Annotated in this window: 16 protein-coding genes; 9 read left to right on the plus strand and 7 right to left on the minus strand. The window is 73.2% G+C overall.

Annotated features, from left to right (window positions below; translation table 11 throughout):
- Window positions 1-18: 18 nt before the first annotated feature.
- Window positions 19-1,308 (minus strand): deoxyguanosinetriphosphate triphosphohydrolase, encoded by a 1,290-nt coding sequence (locus tag HKK73_RS11810; protein WP_051027575.1) that lies wholly within the window; start codon window positions 1,306-1,308, stop codon window positions 19-21.
- 113 nt (window positions 1,309-1,421) lie between these two features.
- Between HKK73_RS11810 and HKK73_RS11815 the strand changes: the two genes are divergently transcribed.
- On the plus strand, window positions 1,422-1,853 hold the full coding sequence (locus HKK73_RS11815) for a hypothetical protein (RefSeq protein WP_051027564.1): 432 nt from the start codon (window positions 1,422-1,424) through the stop codon (window positions 1,851-1,853).
- On the opposite strand, the gene HKK73_RS11820 is transcribed toward HKK73_RS11815, so the two are convergent.
- The 4 genes from HKK73_RS11820 to HKK73_RS11835 form a co-directional block, all read right to left on the minus strand.
- Window positions 1,850-3,691, minus strand: coding sequence for a glycoside hydrolase family 13 protein (locus tag HKK73_RS11820; RefSeq protein WP_171468069.1), 1,842 nt, complete (start codon window positions 3,689-3,691; stop codon window positions 1,850-1,852). The two genes, HKK73_RS11815 and HKK73_RS11820, sit on opposite strands and share 4 nt — an antisense overlap.
- Window positions 3,692-3,695: 4 nt before the next feature.
- On the minus strand, window positions 3,696-4,607 hold the full coding sequence (locus HKK73_RS11825; protein ID WP_043651727.1) for a sugar ABC transporter permease: 912 nt from the start codon (window positions 4,605-4,607) through the stop codon (window positions 3,696-3,698).
- 1 nt (window position 4,608) lies between these two features.
- Entirely contained in the window at window positions 4,609-6,255 is a 1,647-nt protein-coding gene (locus tag HKK73_RS11830; RefSeq protein WP_171468070.1) for an ABC transporter permease subunit, read from the minus strand.
- A 151-nt stretch (window positions 6,256-6,406) separates the two neighbouring features.
- Window positions 6,407-7,639 carry an extracellular solute-binding protein gene (locus HKK73_RS11835; RefSeq protein ID WP_021482604.1) on the minus strand — a complete coding sequence of 411 codons (1,233 nt, stop codon included), beginning with the start codon at window positions 7,637-7,639 and terminating at the stop codon, window positions 6,407-6,409.
- A 264-nt stretch (window positions 7,640-7,903) separates the two neighbouring features.
- Between HKK73_RS11835 and HKK73_RS11840 the strand changes: the two genes are divergently transcribed.
- Both HKK73_RS11840 and HKK73_RS11845 read left to right on the plus strand, forming a co-directional pair.
- Window positions 7,904-8,935: a LacI family DNA-binding transcriptional regulator gene (locus HKK73_RS11840; RefSeq protein WP_253705628.1), complete on the plus strand. Its 1,032-nt coding sequence runs from the start codon at window positions 7,904-7,906 to the stop codon at window positions 8,933-8,935.
- Between the two features lie 181 nt (window positions 8,936-9,116).
- A complete protein-coding gene (locus HKK73_RS11845; protein WP_171468072.1) occupies window positions 9,117-10,970 on the plus strand; it encodes a glycoside hydrolase family 13 protein in 1,854 nt (617 codons plus the stop codon).
- A 113-nt stretch (window positions 10,971-11,083) separates the two neighbouring features.
- Here the strand turns inward: HKK73_RS11845 and dusB are convergent, their stop codons facing one another.
- Complete coding sequence (dusB, locus tag HKK73_RS11850) at window positions 11,084-12,187, minus strand: tRNA dihydrouridine synthase DusB (protein ID WP_240949101.1); 1,104 nt, start codon at window positions 12,185-12,187, stop codon at window positions 11,084-11,086.
- Window positions 12,188-12,436: 249 nt separating this feature from the next.
- Between dusB and HKK73_RS11855 the strand changes: the two genes are divergently transcribed.
- The gene (locus HKK73_RS11855; protein ID WP_021483859.1) at window positions 12,437-12,595 is read left to right on the plus strand and encodes a hypothetical protein; all 159 of its coding nucleotides are present in this window, start codon (window positions 12,437-12,439) and stop codon (window positions 12,593-12,595) included.
- Window positions 12,596-12,707: 112 nt separating this feature from the next.
- On the opposite strand, the gene HKK73_RS11860 is transcribed toward HKK73_RS11855, so the two are convergent.
- Window positions 12,708-14,105: a glycine--tRNA ligase gene (locus HKK73_RS11860; protein WP_232422896.1), complete on the minus strand. Its 1,398-nt coding sequence runs from the start codon at window positions 14,103-14,105 to the stop codon at window positions 12,708-12,710.
- Window positions 14,106-14,266: 161 nt separating this feature from the next.
- Here HKK73_RS11860 and HKK73_RS11865 point away from each other — a divergent pair, with 161 nt between their 5' ends.
- Genes HKK73_RS11865 through HKK73_RS11885 form a run of 5 tightly spaced genes read left to right on the plus strand, consistent with a single transcriptional unit; the run spans window position 14,267 to window position 18,064 of the window.
- Entirely contained in the window at window positions 14,267-15,271 is a 1,005-nt protein-coding gene (locus HKK73_RS11865) for a metal ABC transporter substrate-binding protein (protein ID WP_171468073.1), read from the plus strand.
- Window positions 15,268-16,098 (plus strand): metal ABC transporter ATP-binding protein, encoded by an 831-nt coding sequence (locus HKK73_RS11870; protein WP_082774215.1) that lies wholly within the window; start codon window positions 15,268-15,270, stop codon window positions 16,096-16,098. Before HKK73_RS11865 ends, HKK73_RS11870 begins: the two co-directional genes overlap by 4 nt.
- On the plus strand, window positions 16,095-17,063 hold the full coding sequence (locus HKK73_RS11875) for a metal ABC transporter permease (protein ID WP_171468074.1): 969 nt from the start codon (window positions 16,095-16,097) through the stop codon (window positions 17,061-17,063). Before HKK73_RS11870 ends, HKK73_RS11875 begins: the two co-directional genes overlap by 4 nt.
- On the plus strand, window positions 17,060-17,452 hold the full coding sequence (locus HKK73_RS11880; RefSeq protein WP_009864106.1) for a Fur family transcriptional regulator: 393 nt from the start codon (window positions 17,060-17,062) through the stop codon (window positions 17,450-17,452). Before HKK73_RS11875 ends, HKK73_RS11880 begins: the two co-directional genes overlap by 4 nt.
- 3 nt (window positions 17,453-17,455) lie before the next feature.
- Window positions 17,456-18,064 carry a DedA family protein gene (locus HKK73_RS11885; protein WP_081599787.1) on the plus strand — a complete coding sequence of 203 codons (609 nt, stop codon included), beginning with the start codon at window positions 17,456-17,458 and terminating at the stop codon, window positions 18,062-18,064.
- The last annotated feature ends 10 nt before the right edge of the window (window positions 18,065-18,074 follow it).

Here is an 18,074-nt window from a genome sequence, read left to right on the forward strand (position 1 = left end):
GGCCCGTGCGCCCGCCGGTCAGGCGGGCGGGCGCACGAGGCGCGCGTGGAGCTGCATCGCGGAGACGTCGGTGAGCGACGCGACCTGGTCGATCACCACGCGCAGGCGGGCCGCGTCGTCGGGCGCCGCCTCCCAGTCCGCCGCGAACGACGGCTCGAGCGCGACGGGCGCGCGGTCGCCCAGGACGTGCACCAGGTCGGCGATCACCTCGCGCTGGCGCTGGTAGAGCGGCTCCTGCTCGCGCGGCGCCATGACGTACGCGACCGCGACCCCCTTGAGCACGAGGATCTCGGCGACCGTCTCGTCCGGCACGACGAGCCGCGCCGCGTAGCGCGTGAGCGGGCCGTCCCCGAACAGCGCGCGCGTCGCGTCCTGGGCCGCTCCCGTGAACCGGCCGATGAGCTGGCTCGTGGCGTCCTTGAGCGCGGCGAGCGCGCGGCGCGACCCGTCGAACCCGGTGACCAGGTGCCCGGTGCCCTGGAGCCGGGTGATCGCCGCGTCGAGCGCCGCCTCGTCGTACGCGGTGCCGTACCAGGAGTGGACGGCACGCACGACGCGCGCGCGCTCGTCGGGGTCGTCGAGGACGGCGAGCTCGATGCGCCCGCCGACGACGGCGTCCTCGACGTCGTGCACGGAGTACGACACGTCGTCCGCCAGGTCCATGACCTGCGCCTCGAGGCACTTCACCTGCGCGGGCGCCCCGGCGCGGAGCCAGTCGAACACCGGGCGGTCGTCCTCGTAGACGCCGAACTTGTGCGTGGGCCGACCGTCCGCGCGCAGCGGGGCCTCCCCCGCGCCCCACGGGTACTTGACGCTCGCGTCGAGGCTCGCGCGCGTGAGGTTGAGCCCGTACGACCGGCCGTCCTCCACGACCTTGGGCTCGAGCCGCGTGAGGAGGCGCAGCGTCTGCGCGTTGCCCTCGAACCCGCCGACGTCGACCGCGAGGTCCGCGAGCGCCCGCTCGCCGTTGTGCCCGAACGGCGGGTGCCCGAGGTCGTGCGCGAGGCACGCGGTGTCGACGATGTCCGGGTCGCAGCCGAGCGCCTTGCCGATCTCGCGGCCCACCTGCGCGACCTCGAGCGTGTGCGTGAGCCGGGTGCGGACGAAGTCGTCGCTGCCCGGCCCGAGCACCTGCGTTTTGGCGCCGAGACGGCGCAGCGCCGACGAGTGCACGATGCGCGCGCGGTCACGCTCGAACGGCGTGCGGGCCCGGGACTTCGCGGACTCGACGAACCACCGCTCGGTGTCGGCGTCGGAGTACGACGCCGTGCCCTCCTCGCCGCGCGCCGGGCGCGGGCCGGTCCCCACGACCGCGGGGTCGAACGCCTGCTGCTCGAACGTCTGCACGGGCCCCAGCGTAACGACGCCGGTCGGCACCCGGCGGACGGCGGGCGGGCCGCCGTGGGCGTACCCTCCGGCGTATGGGTGCAGCGCGTGCGCTCGAGCTGCGGGCCGTCACCGTCGACGGCCTGGTCGAGGTCGTCCCGTACGTGGACGGCCGGTCGCTCGTGGACGTCGTCGGACGGTTCGAGTCGGCGCGCGGGTACTCCCCCGCGGGCGCGTACGGCGGGCTGGTCCCCGCGTTTTTCCGCTACGGCGACGCCGCGCACCAGTGGTACGGGCGGGGTCGCGTGCCCGCGGGCGGGCGGGCGTGGGTGCTCGCGTGCGACTGCCACGAGGCGGGGTGCTGGCCGTTCGAGGTGGCGGTCGACGCCGACGCGACGACCGTCACGTGGCGCGACCTCACGCAGCCGTTCCGTCCCGAGTGGGACTACTCCGCGCTCGGGGCGTTCACGTTCGACCGTGCGCAGTACGACGACGCGGTGCGCGCGGTCGCGCACCTGTTCGGCTAGGGCAGGCGCCACACCCCGACGGCCGGGCCGTCGCCCGCGAGCCGGGCGCCGCCGTCGTGCGGGGCGAGGGTCAGCGCGCCGTGCAGCCGCTCGGGCTCCCCGCGCCCCGCGAGCGCGGGGTGCAACGTGACGCCGCCCCACGGCGCGCGCGCGAGCGCGACGAGGACACGCTCCTCGGGCGTCTCCCGGAGGTAGACGAGCGCGTCGTCGGCGACGTGCACCCAGCGCAGGCCGCCGTGGCGCAGCGCGTCCGAGCCGCGGCGCACCGCGATGAGCGCCCGGTACAGGTCGAACGTCGCGCCGTCCCAGCGCCCGTGGCCCGAGCCCGCGTCGTCCCACGGCATGGTCGCGCGCGCGTGCTCGCCGTTGAGGCCCGTGAGCCCGACCTCGTCGCCCGCGAAGACGACGGGCGTGCCCGGGTAGGTGAGCAGGAGCGTCGCCGCGACCTCGACCATCTCGCGCGAGCCGACGATCGAGCGCAGCCGCGGGGTGTCGTGCGAGCCGAGCATGTTCCACTGCGACGCGGTCACGCGCCACGGCAGCACGGCGTCGAACTCGCGCATCGTCTCGACGACCGCCGGCCCGGCCCGGCGCGGCGTGCGCACCGGCAGCCCGAGGTAGGGCACGGGCGAGTGCGCGGGAGACAGCCAGGTCCACGCCGGGCGCGTGAACGCCGAGTAGTTCATGTTCGCGTGCCAGCCGTCGCCCGCGAGGTCACCCGAGGCGTCGTGGAAGTGCTCGGCGACGAGGGCGGCCTCCGGGCTCACGCCCCGCATCGTCGTGCGCAGGCGCCGCGCGACGTCGAGCGTGCGGTCCTCGGCGCCGAAGCGCCCCGTCATGTTGGCGACGTCGATGCGCCACCCGTCGAGACCGAACGGCTCGCGCAGGTAGCGCCCGACGACGGACCCGGGCCCGTCGATCATGCGCGCCCCGAGCTCGGCCGACCCGTAGGACAACTTCGGCAGCGACGCGTGCTCGAGCCAGCCCACGTACCCGGGCTCGCCGTCGGTCCAGTAGTAGAAGTCGCGCTCCGGCGCGCCGGGGTCGGCGAGCGCCCGCGCGAACCACTCGTGCCCGGCGCCCGTGTGGTTCGTCGTGAGGTCGCCCATGACGCGCAGCCCGCGCGCGTGCGCGGCGCGGATCAGCGACGCGTACGCCGCGTCGCCGCCGAGCAGCGGGTCGACGTGGTCGAACGTGCTCGCGTCGTAGCGGTGGTTGGAGCGCCCCGGGAAGACGGGCGTCGTGTAGAGCGTCGTGACGCCGAGCGCCACGAGGTGGTCGAGCCGCTCCTCGACCCCGGCGAGGTCGCCCCCGTAGTACTGCGTGCCGACGTCGGGCCCCGCGCCGTGCGGCTCGTCGTCCCAGGCCGCGGGGACGGCCCACTCCGGCAGCGGACGCCCGTCGGCCCCGGCCGAGCGCGCGAACCGGTCGGGGAAGACCTGGTACACGACGCCGTCGCGCATCCACGCGGGCGCGCCCTCGTGGACGGTGAGGCGGAAGTCCGCGGCGTCGGGCACGTCGCGGTCCCACACCCCCCGGCCGTTGAGCCAGCGGTAGCCGCGCTCGCCCTCGTCGAGGAAGAACCGGTAGCCGGTCACCGGGTTGTGCACGAGGACCTCGGCGACGTACCAGTCCTCGTGCTCGTCCGAGCGGTCGAGGCGCGCCGGGGCGAGGCGCGGCTCGCCGTCGCGCACGGTGCGCAGCCACACGTCGCGCACGCCGGCCGACCGGGGCACGCGCACGCGGACGGGGACCGTGTCCCCGAGGGCGGGGACGCCCTCGGGGACGTACAGCGCCGAGCCGTCGTGGTGCGGGACGGGGGTGGCGACGTCGTGCACGCGGTCAGCCCTTCACGGAGCCGGCCGTGAGGCCGCCCACGATGTACTTCTGCAGGTAGAGGAACAGGGCGAGCACGGGCAGCGCCGAGATGACGGCACCGGCCGTGAAGAGGCCCCAGTTGGCCTCCTTGAGCGACGACACCCACCCGTACAGCCCGACGGCGAGGGTCCAGTTGCTCTCGGACGACAGGACGATGCGCGCGATGATGAACTCGCCGAACGTGCTGATGAACGACAGCAGCGCTACCACGGCGAGGATCGGCGCGACGAGGCGCAGGATGATCGTCCAGTAGATCTGCGTGTGGGTCGCGCCGTCGATCTTCGCGGCCTCGTCGAGCTCGCGCGGCACGGTGTTGAAGAACCCGTACATGAGGAACGTGTTCACGCCCAGGGCCCCGCCGAGGTACACCGCGACGAGCGCGATCTTGCTGTTGAGCCCGAGGACCGGCACGACGTTCCCCAGCCCGATGAGCAGCAGGAAGATCGCGACGAACGCGAGCATCTGCGGGAACATCTGGATGATCAGCAGGGACGTGAGGCCGGCGCGCCGGCCGCTGAAGCGGAACCGGGAGAACGCGTACGCCGCCGCCGCGCCCATGAGCACGGTGCCGACCGACGTCGCGACCGCGATGACGAGCGTGTTGCCCATCCACGTCCAGAACATCGTGGTGCCGAGCTGGGCGTAGTTCGCGGTGCTCACGTCGGAGAACAGCGAGTTGGAGCCGGTGAGCGTCCCGTTCTCCGACAGCGACGCCGACAGGACGTACACGAGCGGGAACGCGGCGTAGACGACGGCGATCACGCCGACGACGTGCCGCCAGCCCAGCTCGGAGAACCAGCGCCCCGGGCGCATGCGGTTCCGGGACGCCGGGACGGCGGTGCCGCCGACGACGGGGGGTGCCTGGGTGGTCGCCATGTCAGCTGATCTCCTCGAACTTGCGCGTGCTGCGGAAGGCGATGGCCGAGATCGTCCCCACGATGACGAAGATGACGATCGACAGGGCGCTCGCGAGCCCGAAGTCCTTCTGCGCCGAGCCGTCGACGCCGGAGATCGAGTACACCATCGAGATGAGGATGTCCGTGTGGCCGAGCGGCACGGACGCGTCGGCGAAGCGTGGCCCGCCCCCGGTGAGCATGTAGATCAGGGTGAAGTTGTTGAAGTTGAAGGCGAACGACGAGATGAGCAGCGGCGCGGTCGAGATGAGCAGCAGCGGCAGCGTGATCGCGCGCCACGTGGTCCAGCGGCCCGCGCCGTCGATCTTCGCGGCCTCCATGACGTCGGACGGCAGGGACTGCAGCGCGCCCGTGCAGATGAGGAACATGTAGGGGAAGCCCAGCCACAGGTTCACGCCCAGCACGGACAGCTTGGCCAGCCAGGGGTCGGTGAGCCACGGGATGTGCGCGCCGCCCAGGATCACCTCGTTGATGAACCCGAACCGCGTGTTGAGCAGCCCGGACCACAGCAGCGCCGCGAGGAAGCCCGGGATCGCGTACGGCAGGATCATGAGCGTCCGGTAGACCTTGCGACCGCGCATCCGGGTGTCGTTGAAGACGATCGCGAGGAACAGGCCGAGCAGGAACGTCGTGGCGACCGAGCCGATCGCGAACACGAACGTCCACACCAGGATCTTGACGAACGGCTGCGCGTAGCGGGCGTCCGAGAACGCGGTGACGAAGTTGTCGAACCCGACCGGGACGCGCCACCCGACCGCGAGGGTCGAGCCGTCGGGCGCCTGGAACTGGCCCTCGTCGTTCGGCGTGTAGACCGTGCCCGTCGTGGTGTCGGTCATCGTGTCCGCCGCCGCGTCCCACTCGAGGGCGGACGTGTACACGTAGCCGGTGCGGGCGTCGGTGGTGCGGATCGAGCCGTCCTCGGGGTCGTCCGAGACCGGGACGCGCAGCTCGGTCACCTCGGCCTGGCGCTGCAGCACCTGGTCGCGCGGCAGGACCGTGTACCCGGGGACCTCGGTCGCGCGGCCGTTCTCGACGGTCGCGCCGTCGACGACCGACAGCGGCCGCTCGGCGGTGCCGGCCTCGACCTCGCCGTCGTCGGTGACGACCGCGAACCCGAGCGCGTCGCCGTCCTCGACGACGGTCAGCGCGGACGACGCCGAGCCCTCGACCCGGCGCTCGTTCTGGATGAGCAGCGCGGAGACCGCCTGCTCCTTCGTCGAGTTGTGGCCCGTGCCGTAGTTGGTGAACGCCACGTAGCCCGTGTACCCGACGACGAAGATCTGGTAGACGAGCAGGAAGATCAGGCCGGGCAGGATGTACTTGAGCGGCAGGGACCGCTTCGAGAAGTACACCCAGTTGGCCGCGAGGAGCATCGCGAGCGTCGCGGCGAGGATGCCGTATGAGCCCGCCGTCCACGCCGACCAGACCACGTACACGCCGAGCGCGTCCACGACCGCCATGAGGGCGAGCTTGACGAAGAACCCGGGCCCGTAGTCGCGCGCGTGCGAGGCGTCGCGCGGCCGCAGGCGGCGCTCGCCGCGCGGCGGCGGGCCGTCGGCTCCGGAGGTGCCGACGCGCTCGTCGCCGGCCGTGGTCTGAGGGGCGGACATCGTGGTGCCTCCGAGGTCGTCGGACGCGCGGGGTGCTGCGTCTTCTGGAGTGTCGTCGTGCTGCGTCGCGGCCCGTTCCGGGCCGGAGGTCGGGACGCGCCGTCGCGGTGCGCAGGAGCCCTGCGCACCGCGACGGCGGGCTGCACCCGGATCAGGAGTCGATCGCGCCCTGGATGTCGGCGATCATCTTGTCCCAGCTCGAGACCGGGTCGGCACCGGCGACGATCGCCGCCTCGGTGACGCCCCAGAAGCTCCACACGGAAGCCATCTCGGGGATCGACGGCATCGGCACGGCCTCGGCACCCACGGCGCGGAAGCCCGCGACGATCGGGTCGTCCGCGGCGGCGGTGTCGGCGGCGGCGGTCAGCGCCGGCGGACGGTTGCCCGCCTCGTACAGCGCGAGCTGAGCGTCCTCGGTGGACAGGAAGTTCACGAGGAAGTCGTTCGCGACGATCGCGTTGTCGCTCTCCGCGCTCAGGTAGAAGCCCTGGACGCCGACGAACGGCTGCGCGGGCTGGCCGCCCGCGGTGGGGATCGGGTCGATCGACAGGTCGAGGCCCTCGAACGAGTCGATCATCCACGGACCGCCGACGATGAACGGCGACTGGCCGTTCTTGAACGCCTCGACGGCGATGTCGTAGGTCGTGTCCTGGCTGAGCACGCCGGCCGCACCCTGGGCGCCGAGCCACTGCGCGAACGCCTGGCCCTCGGGGCCGCCCATCGCGAGCTCGGACGAGTAGCTGCCGTCCTCGTTCTGCGCGAAGACGGGGGCGCCGAACGACGTCTGGAACGGGTAGTGGGTGTACGGGTCACCCTTGTCGCCGTCCGACTGGACCAGGATCGGGAACTGCGTCCCGGCGGCCTGGCCCGCGGCCACGGCCTCGTCCCACGTGGCGGGGGCGGTCGGCGCGAGCGCGGTGTTGCGGATGAGGGCGATGTTCTCGATCGCGTAGGGCAGGCCGTAGACCTGGCCGTCCTGCGTGAACGCCTCGATGGAGACGTCCTCGAACTCGGCCGCCTTGTCCCCGAGCTCGAGCGGCGCGACGACGCCGTTCGTCGTGAGCTCGCCCAGCCAGTCGTGGGCGCCGACGGTGATGTCGGGGCCCTCGCCCGTCGGGACCTGCGCGAGGAAGTCCGCCCGGATGTCCTCGAAGTTCTTGAGCACGACGTCGACCGTCGTGCCCGTCTCGGTCTCGAACGACTCGGCCGCCGCGGTCACGGCGTCCTGACGGGTCTCGTCGACCCAGACGGTCAGCGAGCCACCGGCGGACGAACCCTCGGCGCTCGGCTCGTCGGTGGTCTCGTCGCCCGAGCCGCCGGACGAGCAGGCGGTCAGCGCCAGCGTCGTGGTCAGCGCGGCGGCAAGAAGGATGCTCCGTCGCATCAGTGGTCACTCCAAGCGTGTCGTGATGGGCGGCCCGCTCCGGCGTTGGCACCGGCGCCGGACCCTGATGAGCACGACGGTAGAGCGGGAGGTGGCACAGGTGCAAGTCGTTGCGGTAACTTTCATGCAACGCTTTGCAGGGCGTCGACCGGCGCCCACCCGCCTCCTCCGGTCGACGGGTCCGCGCGCCTCCGCACAGGGGATCGCGGCTCGCCGACCGGACGACCAGGACGAGGAGGTCCGGTGTCCCCTACGCTGCCCCATGTGCGTACCCGTCTCAGTGATCTCGCCGCCCAGGCAGGCGTCTCCACGGCGACGGTCTCGCGCGTCCTCAACGGGAAGCCCGGCGTCGCGAGCGAGACCCGCCAGGCGGTGCTCGCCGCGCTCGACGTGCTGGGCTACGAGCGACCGTCGACGCTGCGCACCCGCTCCGCCGGCCTCGTCGGCCTCGTCGTCCCGGAGCTGACGAACCCCGTCTTCCCCGCGTTCGCCCAGACGATCGAGTCGCTCCTGTCCGAGCACGGGTACACGCCGCTGCTGTGCACGCAGTCGCCGGGCGGGACCACGGAGGACGACTACGTCGACATGCTCATGGACCACGCGGTCGACGGCATCGTCTTCGTCTCGGGCCTGCACGCGGACACCCAGGCGAGCCACGAGCGCTACGAGCGGCTGCGCAGCCGGGGCATCCCGATCGTCCTGGTCAACGGCTTCGCCGAGGGCATCGACGCCCCGTTCGTCTCGCCCGACGACGTCGCGAGCGTCGAGCTCTCGGTGCGCCACCTCGTCTCGCTCGGGCACCGCAGCGTCGGCCTCGCGATCGGCCCCGACCGCTTCGTCCCCGCGCAGCGCAAGCTCGCGAGCTTCGCCGAGTCGCTCGTGCGGCACGGCCTCGTCGGCGACGAGACGGAAGCGGCCCAGCACGTCGTCGTGACGCTCTACACCGTCGAGGGCGGCCAGGCCGCAGGCGGCGAGCTCATCGACTCGGGCCACACCGCGATCGTCTGCGGCTCCGACCTCATGGCGCTCGGCGCCATCCGTGCGGCGCGCTCGCGCGGGCTGCGCGTGCCGCAGGACGTCTCGGTGCTCGGCTACGACGACTCGCCCCTCATCGCCTTCACCGACCCGCCGCTCACCACCGTGCGCCAGCCCGTGAGCGCCATGGCGCACGCCGCCGTGAGCGCGCTGCTCACGGAGATCGCGGGCGAGCGGGCACCGCGGACCGAGCTCCTCTTCCAGCCGGAGCTCATCGTCCGCGACTCGACCGGGGCCGCCCCGGCCTCGCCGACCGCCTGAGACCGGCGCCCGGAAGTCCACGCACCTCGCTGCGGGCGTCCGCCGACCCCTCGTCGGCACCGCACCGCAAGCGCTTACACTCGACGGAGGGTCGGCGACACCCCGCTCCGCCAGCCGAGTGACCACCACCGGAAGATCCCCTGAAAACCCCAGCACCACGTACGTGAGGACCGACAGCTCGATGACTCGTATCGATTCGACGCCGACCGCCACCGCGCCCAGCACCGGACTGGCCACGGCCACCGCCCCGGCACCCTTCAGCACGGGCGCGCTCGTGCACACCGGGCCGGGCGAGGCCCCCGAGTGGTGGCGCGACGCCGTCATCTACCAGGTCTACCCGCGCTCCTTCGCGGACGGCGACGGCGACGGCGTCGGCGACCTGCCCGGCATCACCTCGAAGCTCGACCACCTCGCCGAGCTCGGGGTCGACGCCGTCTGGCTGAGCCCGTTCTACCGCTCGCCCCAGAAGGACGCGGGCTACGACGTCGCCGACTACCGCGACGTCGACCCCCTGTTCGGCACGCTCGCCGACTTCGACGAGCTCCTCGCCCAGGCGCACGCGCGCGGCATCCGCATCATCGTCGACCTCGTCCCGAACCACACGTCGGACCAGCACGCCTGGTTCCAGGCGGCGCTCGCGTCGCCCGAGGGCTCCCCCGAGCGCGCGCGCTACATCTTCCGCGAGGGCGAGGGCGAGCACGGCGAGCTGCCCCCGAACAACTGGCAGTCGATCTTCGGCGGCCCCGCGTGGACCCGCGTGACGGCCGGCGCGAACGCACGCCCCGTGACCGGCGCCGAGGGCGAGACGCCCGGGCAGTGGTACCTGCACCTCTTCGACTCGACCCAGCCGGACCTCGCGTGGGACAACCCCGAGGTGCGCGAGGAGTTCGAGCAGGTCCTGCGCTTCTGGCTCGACAAGGGCGTGGACGGGTTCCGCGTCGACGTCGCGCACGGCATGATCAAGGCCGACGGCCTGCCCGACTGGGACGGCACCGTCTCGATGGTCGAGGGCACCGAGGCCGGCGAGGAGGGCACCGACCCGGGCGCCCCCGAGGACGGCTCGACGGGCGCCGGGAACTCCGGCCCGATGTTCGACCAGGACGGCGTCCACGAGATCTACCGCGCGTGGCACCGCGTGCTCGCCGAGTACGACGGCGACCGCGCCCTCGTCGCCGAGGCCTGGGTCGAGCCGCTCTCGCGCCTCGCCCGCTACGTCCGCCCGGACGAGATGCACCAGGCGTTCAACTTCTCGTTCCTCACCACCGGGTGGGCGGCCGCGCCGCTGCGCACCGTGATCGCGGCGTCGCTGCACGCGAACGACGAGGTCGGCGCCCCCACGACGTGGGTCCTGTCGAACCACGACGTCGTGCGCCACGCGTCGCGCCTCGGCCTGGCCGACCCGGGCCTGCGCCCCAACGGCATCTTCGCCCACGACCCGCAGCCCGAGGAGGAGCTCGGCCTGCGCCGCGCACGCGCCGCGTCGCTGCTCATGCTCGGCCTGCCCGGGTCGTCGTACCTCTACCAGGGCGAGGAGCTCGGACTCCCCGAGCACACCGCCCTGCCCGACGACGTCCGCGAGGACCCCGCGTTCTTCCGCACCCAGGGCGCCGAGGCGGGCCGCGACGGCTGCCGCATCCCCCTCCCCTGGCGCGCCGACGCCGAGGGCTTCGGGTTCGGGCCGTCCGGCAAGACCTGGCTCCCCCAGCCGCAGTCGTACGGCCGCTACGCCGCGGACGTCCAGCGCGGCGTCGAGGGCTCGACCTACGAGACGTACCGCATGGCCCTCGCCACGCGTCGCGCGGAGCGTCTGGGCGCGGGCACGCTCGCGTGGGTCGAGGAGTTCGCCGGCTCGGCGGACGTCGTCGCCTTCCGCAACCGCGACGTCGTCGTGCTCGCCAACCTGGGCGCCGAGCCCGTGGTGCTGCCGCACGGCGCGGAGGTCCTCGTGGCCTCCGGCCCGGTCCTGACCGACCGCTCCGCGGACCCGCAGGTCCGCGTCCCGTCGGACACGACCGTCTGGCTGCGCGCGCACTGACCGACGCCGCCGCGTCGTGCACGACGGCCGGGACCCCCCGGGGGTCCCGGCCGTCGTGCTTCTCGTCCCGTCGGCGCAGGGCTGCGCTGGGGCGGTCGGCGAGGAGGCGGCGCTCAGCCGCCGGAGACGCTCAGCTCGGCCTCGCGCAGGCGCTCCTCGTGCTCGGCGTCGAGCTCGCGCGAGTCGAGCCAGCCGTACGGCAGGTGCGGCGTCTTGGGCGACCCGGCCCGGCCGCGCTGACCCTCGGCGGCCTCGCCGGGGTAGGGCGCGTCCTGGTCGAGGTCGTCGAGCAGCGCGCGCAGCTCGGCGAGCGTCGAGACCATCGCGAGCGCGCGGCGCGCGTCGCCGCCCACCGCGTAGCCCTTGAGGTACCAGGCCATGTGCTTGCGCAGGTCGCGCATGCCCTTGCCCTCGTCGCCGTCGAAGTACTCGATCATGAGCTCGCCGTGGCGGTAGATCGTGCCCGCCACCTCGCGCAGCCCGGGGCGCACGCGCTCCGGGCGGCCCGCGAACGCCGCGGCGAGGTCGGCGAACAGCCACGGCCGGCCCTGGCACCCGCGCCCGACGACGACGCCGTCGCACCCGGTCTCGCGCACCATGCGCACGGCGTCCTCGGCCGACCAGATGTCGCCGTTGCCGAGCACCGGCACGCTCGTCACGGCCTCCTTGAGACGCGCGATCGCGGACCAGTCGGCCGTGCCGGAGTAGTGCTCGGCGGCGGTGCGCGCGTGCAACGCGACGGCGGCGACGCCCAGGCCCTCCGCGATGCGGCCCGCCTCGAGGTACGTGAGGTGGTCGTCGTCGATGCCCTTGCGCATCTTCACGGTCACGGGGACCCCGTACGGGCGGGCGGCCTCGACCGCGCCCTGCACGATCGCGGTGAACAGGTCGCGCTTCCAGGGCAGCGCCGCTCCCCCGCCCTTGCGCGTGACCTTGGGCACCGGGCAGCCGAAGTTCAGGTCGACGTGGTCGGCGCGGTCCTCGGCGACGATGATGCGCACGGCCTCGCGGACGGTCGCGGGGTCCACGCCGTACACCTGCGCGGACCGCGGCGTCTCGTCGGCGCCGAACGTCACGATGCGCAGCGCCTCGGGGTTGCGCTCGACGAGCGCGCGGCTGGTGACCATCTCGGCGACGTACAGGCCGGGGTCGTCGCCGCCGGACGCGCCGGCCTCGCGGCACAGCGTGCGGAACGCGCGGTTCGTGACGCCGGCCATCGGGGCGAGGACCACCGGCGTCCGGACGACGATCGGGCCGATCCGCAGCGGCGCCACGAGCGGACCGGTCCCCGGGTCGGGGCGGTCGGTCGTCGTGCTGAGGGCAGGAGCGGGTGCAGTCACGCGCTCCATTGTCCCACCCGGCTCCCGCTGCACGACGAGCCCCGTTTCGACGAGCGAGCAGCGGAGGGTCGTGGCAGTGTTGAGGAGGTCCGGCAATCCAGGCCGGACACGGACGAAAGGGACGACATGCCTCTCTGGCTCATCCTGGTCATCGTCGGCGCCGTGCTCCTCATCCTCGGCGTCGCCATCGAGGCCGCGAAGATCCTCATCTGGATCGGCATCATCGTGCTCGTCGTGAGCCTGGTGATCGGCCTGCTCAACAGGGCTAAGGGGGCGGCCCGCTAGCGCGAGGCCGCTGGGGGCGACGCGTCCCGACGAGACGCGACAGGAGGGGCGGGACCGTACGGTCCCGCCCCTCCTGCGTTGCCCGGCGCCGGTGCGCCGGGCCGGTGACGCGTCAGGCGCCGAGCAGGTGCCCGGCGAGGTACTCGGTGACCTTGTCGAGCGCGACGCGCTCCTGGCTCATCGAGTCGCGGTGGCGGATCGTCACGGCCTGGTCGTCGAGCGTGTCGAAGTCGACCGTGATGCAGAACGGCGTGCCGATCTCGTCCTGGCGGCGGTACCGGCGGCCGATGGCGCCGGCGTCGTCGAAGTCGACGTTCCAGTACTTGCGGAGCTCGGTCGCGAGGTCCTTCGCCTTGGGCGAGAGCTGCTCGTTGCGGCTCAGCGGGAGCACGGCGGCCTTGACCGGCGCGAGGCGGTGGTCGAGGCGCAGGACCGTGCGCGTGTCCACGCCGCCCTTCGCGTTCGGCGCCTCGTCCTCGGTGTACGCCTCGACGAGGAACGCCATGAGCGAACGCGTGAGACCCGCGGCCGGCTCGATGACGTAGGGCACCCAGCGCTCGTTCTTCGTTTGGTCGAAGTACGACAGGTCCTTGCCGGAGTGCTCCGCGTGCGTCTTGAGGTCGAAGTCGGTGCGGTTCGCGATGCCCTCGAGCTCGCCCCACTCCGAGCCGGAGAAGCCGAAGCGGTACTCGATGTCGACCGTGCGGGTCGAGTAGTGCGAGAGCTTCTCCTGCGGGTGCTCGTACAGGCGCAAGTTGTCGCGCGCGATACCGAGGTCCACGTACCAGTCGGTGCGCGTGTCGATCCAGTACTGGTGCCACTCGGCGTCCGTGCCGGGCTCGACGAAGAACTCCATCTCCATCTGCTCGAACTCGCGCGTGCGGAAGATGAAGTTGCCCGGCGTGATCTCGTTGCGGAACGACTTGCCGATCTGGCCGATGCCGAACGGCGGCTTCTTCCGGCTCGCGCCCATGACGTTGGCGAAGTTCACGAAGATGCCCTGCGCCGTCTCGGGGCGCAGGTAGTGCAGGCCCGACTCGTCCTCGACGGGGCCGAGGTGCGTCTTGAGCATCATGTTGAAGTCGCGCGGCTCGGTCCACTGCCCGCGCGTGCCGCAGTTCGGGCAGACGATCTCGGCGAGGCCGCCCTCGGGCGCGCGGCCCTTCTTCTCCTCGAACTCCTCGATCATCTGGTCCTCGCGGAACCGCTTGTGGCAGTGCAGGCACTCCGTCAGCGGGTCGGTGAAGACGCCCACGTGGCCCGACGCGACCCACACCTGGCGCGGCAGGATCACGGACGAGTCGAGACCCACGACGTCGTCGCGGCTCGTGACCATCGCGCGCCACCACTGCTTCTTGATGTTCTCCTTGAGCTCGGTGCCCAGGGGCCCGTAGTCCCACGCGGAGCGGGTGCCGCCGTAGATCTCGCCCGAGGGGAAGACGAACCCGCGCCGCTTGGCGAGGGAGACGACGGCGTCGAGACGGGCGGTGGGTGAGGGCGCTGCGGCCACGGACATCACTCCTGGTGCTCACGGCCCCGCACGTGGCTCGTGGGGGCTGGACGGGTGGGCGACGCCCGCACGGGCGCCGACCGACCAGCGTACCCGGCCGTGACCCGGCTCACCGGGAACGGTTTTGACATTCATTCTCAAGAAGGCGGACACTGGTGGTCATGCACCGCTCCCCCGCCCGGCGCCGTCGCGCCCTCGCCACCACCGCCGCCCTCGCCACGGCCGCGCTCGTCGCGTCCTGCTCCCCCGGCGACTCCCCCGGGGACGGCGGCTCGGGAGGAGGCGGCGGCGACGACGGTCGGCTCCAGGTGCTCGCGTCGTTCTACCCGCTCCAGTACGTCGTCGAGCAGGTCGGCGGGGAGCACGTCGACGTCGCGAACCTCACGCCGCCCGCGGCCGAGCCGCACGACCTCGAGCTCGCACCCGCGCAGGTCCGTTCGATCGGCGACGCCGACCTCGTCGTCTACCTCTCGGGGTTCCAGCCCGCGGTCGACGAGGGCATCGAGCAGCGCGCCCCCGAGCACGTGGTCGACGCCGCGGCGTCGGCCGGGCTCGAGGAGCACCCCGGCGGCGAGGGCGAGCACGCCGACGAGACCGCGGAGGAGCACGCCGAGCACGCGGACGAGTCCGGCGACGGCCACGACCACGGCCCCACGGACCCGCACTTCTGGCTCGACCCGACCCGTCTGGCCTCGGTGGGCGACGCCGTCGCCGACGAGCTCTCCGAGCTCGACCCCGACCACGCCGACGACTACGCGGCCGGTGCCGCCGCCCTCACCGCGGACCTCGACGACCTGGACGCCGAGTTCGCCGAGGCGCTCGCCCCGTGCGCGGGTGCGACGCTCGTCACCTCCCACGAGGCCTTCGGCTACCTCGCCGAGCGCTACGACCTGCACCAGGTCGGGATCTCCGGGATCGACCCGGAGGCGGAGCCCTCCCCCGCGCGCCTGCGCGAGGTGGGCGAGGTCGTCCGGGAGAACGGCGTGACCACGCTCTTCTTCGAGACGCTCGTCAGCCCCAAGGTGACCCAGACGCTCGCCGACGACCTCGGCGTCCGGACCGCGCTGCTCGACCCGCTCGAGAGCCTCGCGGAGGGCGCGACGGACTACCGTGAGGTCATGGAGTCCAACCTCGAGGCGCTCACGTCCGGCCTCGCGTGCGCATGACGGACGCACCGGAGCTGATCGCCGCGCGCGACGTCCACGTGACCCTCGGCGGGAGCGAGATCCTGCGCGGCATCGACCTCTCGGTCCGCGCGGGCGAGGTCGTCTCGCTCCTCGGCGCGAACGGCTCGGGCAAGTCGACGCTGGTCCGCGCGCTCGTCGGGATCGTGCCGCTCTCCCGCGGCTCCGTCGACCTGTTCGGCGCCCCGCTCGGCCCGCGGCTGCCGTGGCGGCGGCTCGGCTACGTGCCGCAACGCGTGAGCGCGCCCTCGGGCATGCCGTCCACCGCGTCGGAGGTCGTCGCGTCCGGGCTCCTCGGCGGGGGCCGCCTCCGGCTCCCGCGCGGGTGGCGCGACCGCACGGTCGAGGCGCTCGAGCTCGTGGGCCTCGCGGACCGCGCCGACGACTCGACGGCCGAGCTCTCGGGCGGGCAGCAGCAGCGCGTGCTCATCGCGCGCGCCCTCGTGCGCCGGCCCGACCTGCTCGTGCTCGACGAGCCCGTCGCGGGCGTCGACAAACCGAGCCAGGAGGCGTTCGCCGCGACGATGACGCGGCTCGTGGGCGACGGCCTCACGGTCCTCGTGGTGCTCCACGAGCTCGGGGCGCTCGCCCCGCTCGTCGAGCGCGCGGTCGTCCTGCGCCACGGGCGCGTCGTGCACGACGGCGCCCCGCCCCGCGCGTCGTCCACGCACGCGGGCGCGACGCACCAGCACCTGCACCCGCACGAGCCCGTGGACGGCGACAACCGCCCCGCGGGCCCGGAGACGGGCCTCACCGACACCCTGAACCCCGACCTCTCCGCAGGCCACGCACCCAGGACGGCCTCATGACCACCCTGTTCTCCGAGATCTCCCTGCTGCTCACCGACCCGCTCATGCAGCGCGCCCTCCTCGCGGCGCTGCTCGTCGGCGTCAGCGCCCCCGTCGTGGGCACGTACCTCGTGCAGCGCAAGCTCTCGCTGCTCGGCGACGGCATCGGGCACGTCGCGCTCACCGGCGTCGCGCTCGGGTGGCTCGTCGGCGCGGCGATGGGCGTCGTGCCGAACGACGCGCTCGCGATCCCCGGCGCGGTCGTCGCGGCGGTCCTCGGCGCGGTCGCGATCGAGGTCGTCCGCGAGCGCGGCCGCACGAGCGGTGACCTCGCGCTCGCGCTCCTGTTCTACGGCGGCATCGCGGGTGGCGTCCTGCTCATCGGCCTCGCGGGCGGCTCTTCCGGCAGCCTCATGCAGTACCTGTTCGGCTCGATCTCGACGGTGACGTCGTCGGACCTCGTCCTCACGGTCGTCCTCAGCGCGGTGATCCTGCTCGTCGGCGTCGGCCTGCGGGCCGCGCTGTTCTCGGTGAGCCACGACGAGGAGTTCGCGCGCGCGTCCGGCCTGCCCGTGCGCACGCTGAACATCGCGGTCGCCGTCGTCGCCGCGCTCACCGTGACCGTGTCGATGCGGGTCGTCGGGCTGCTCCTCGTCAGCGCCCTCATGATCGTGCCCGTCGCGGTCGCCCAGCTCGTCACGCGCTCCTTCCGCCGCACGATGGTCGTCGCGTCGGTCGTCGGGGTGGTCGTGTGCGTCGTCGGGCTGTCCTTCACGTACTGGAACAACGTCTCGCCGGGTGCGACGATCGTGGTTCTCGCGATCGCGACGTACCTCGTCGTCGCCGCGCTGCGACCCCTGTGGGTCCGCCGGCGGCCGCGCGTCGCGCGGGACCCGCACCCGGACATCCCCGACGACGTCGAGCTCGACCTCGTACCCTCGGGGTCGACCCACCGCACCACCGGAGGTGACCCGTGCAGCGCATGACCCGCCAGCGCGCCGCCGTCTCGGACGCGCTGGAGGACCTGGAGGACTTCCGCAGCGCCCAGCAGCTCCACGAGATCCTGCGCACACGCGGCGACAACGTGGGGCTCGCGACCGTCTACCGCACGCTGCAGAGCCTCGCGGACGGCGGCGACGTGGACGTGCTGCGCACCGAGGAGGGCGAGAACCTCTACCGCCGGTGCGAGCGCCGCGAGCACCACCACCACCTCGTGTGCCGGGCGTGCGGCCGGACCGTCGAGATCGACGGCCCGACGGTCGAGGCCTGGGCCAACCAGGTCGGCACCTCGCACGGGTTCGTCGACATCCAGCACACCATCGAGCTGTTCGGCACGTGCGCGGGCTGCGCGCGGGCCACCGCCGTCCAGGACTGAGCGGTGCCCGACGCGCTGGACGGCGCCCCGTTCGCCGCGCTCTTCGCCTTCTTCTTCGCGATCGCGTTCGTGCGGACGCAGGCGACCTACTGGATCGCGCGCCTCGTCACGACGTGGACGCTCGACCGCACGCGCCCCGTCAAGCCGTGGGTCGCGCGCGTCCACGCCTGGCTGTCCGGGCGGTCGGCCGCACGCGGGATCGAGACCGTGCGGCGGTGGGGCGTGCTCGCGGTACCCGCGTCGTTCCTCGCGACCGGGACGAAGACCGTGATCAACGCCGCCGCGGGCGTCGTGCGCATGCCGTTCGGGCGCTACCTCGCGGCCATGATCCTCGGGTGCGCGGTGCACGCGACGATCTACGCGACCGTCGGGTGGGCGGTGTGGACCGCCGCGTTCGCCGCCGCGACGGGCTCGCCGACGGGCGTCGCGGTGCTCGTCGCGATCGTCGTCCTGGTCGTCGTGGCGGTGGTCCTCATGGTCCGCCGTCGGGCCGCCCGGGCGGGCGCCGACGCCGCGGTCGTGCCGACCGGCGCGCCCGCCGGCGACGTCCCTGCGCTGGACGGGCAGGCGACGCTCCCCCGCGACGAGGACGCGCCGCGCACCGACCGATGAGATGACGGGT

Source organism: Cellulosimicrobium sp. 72-3 (assembly GCF_013127315.1).
Lineage (GTDB): Bacteria > Actinomycetota > Actinomycetes > Actinomycetales > Cellulomonadaceae > Cellulosimicrobium > Cellulosimicrobium funkei.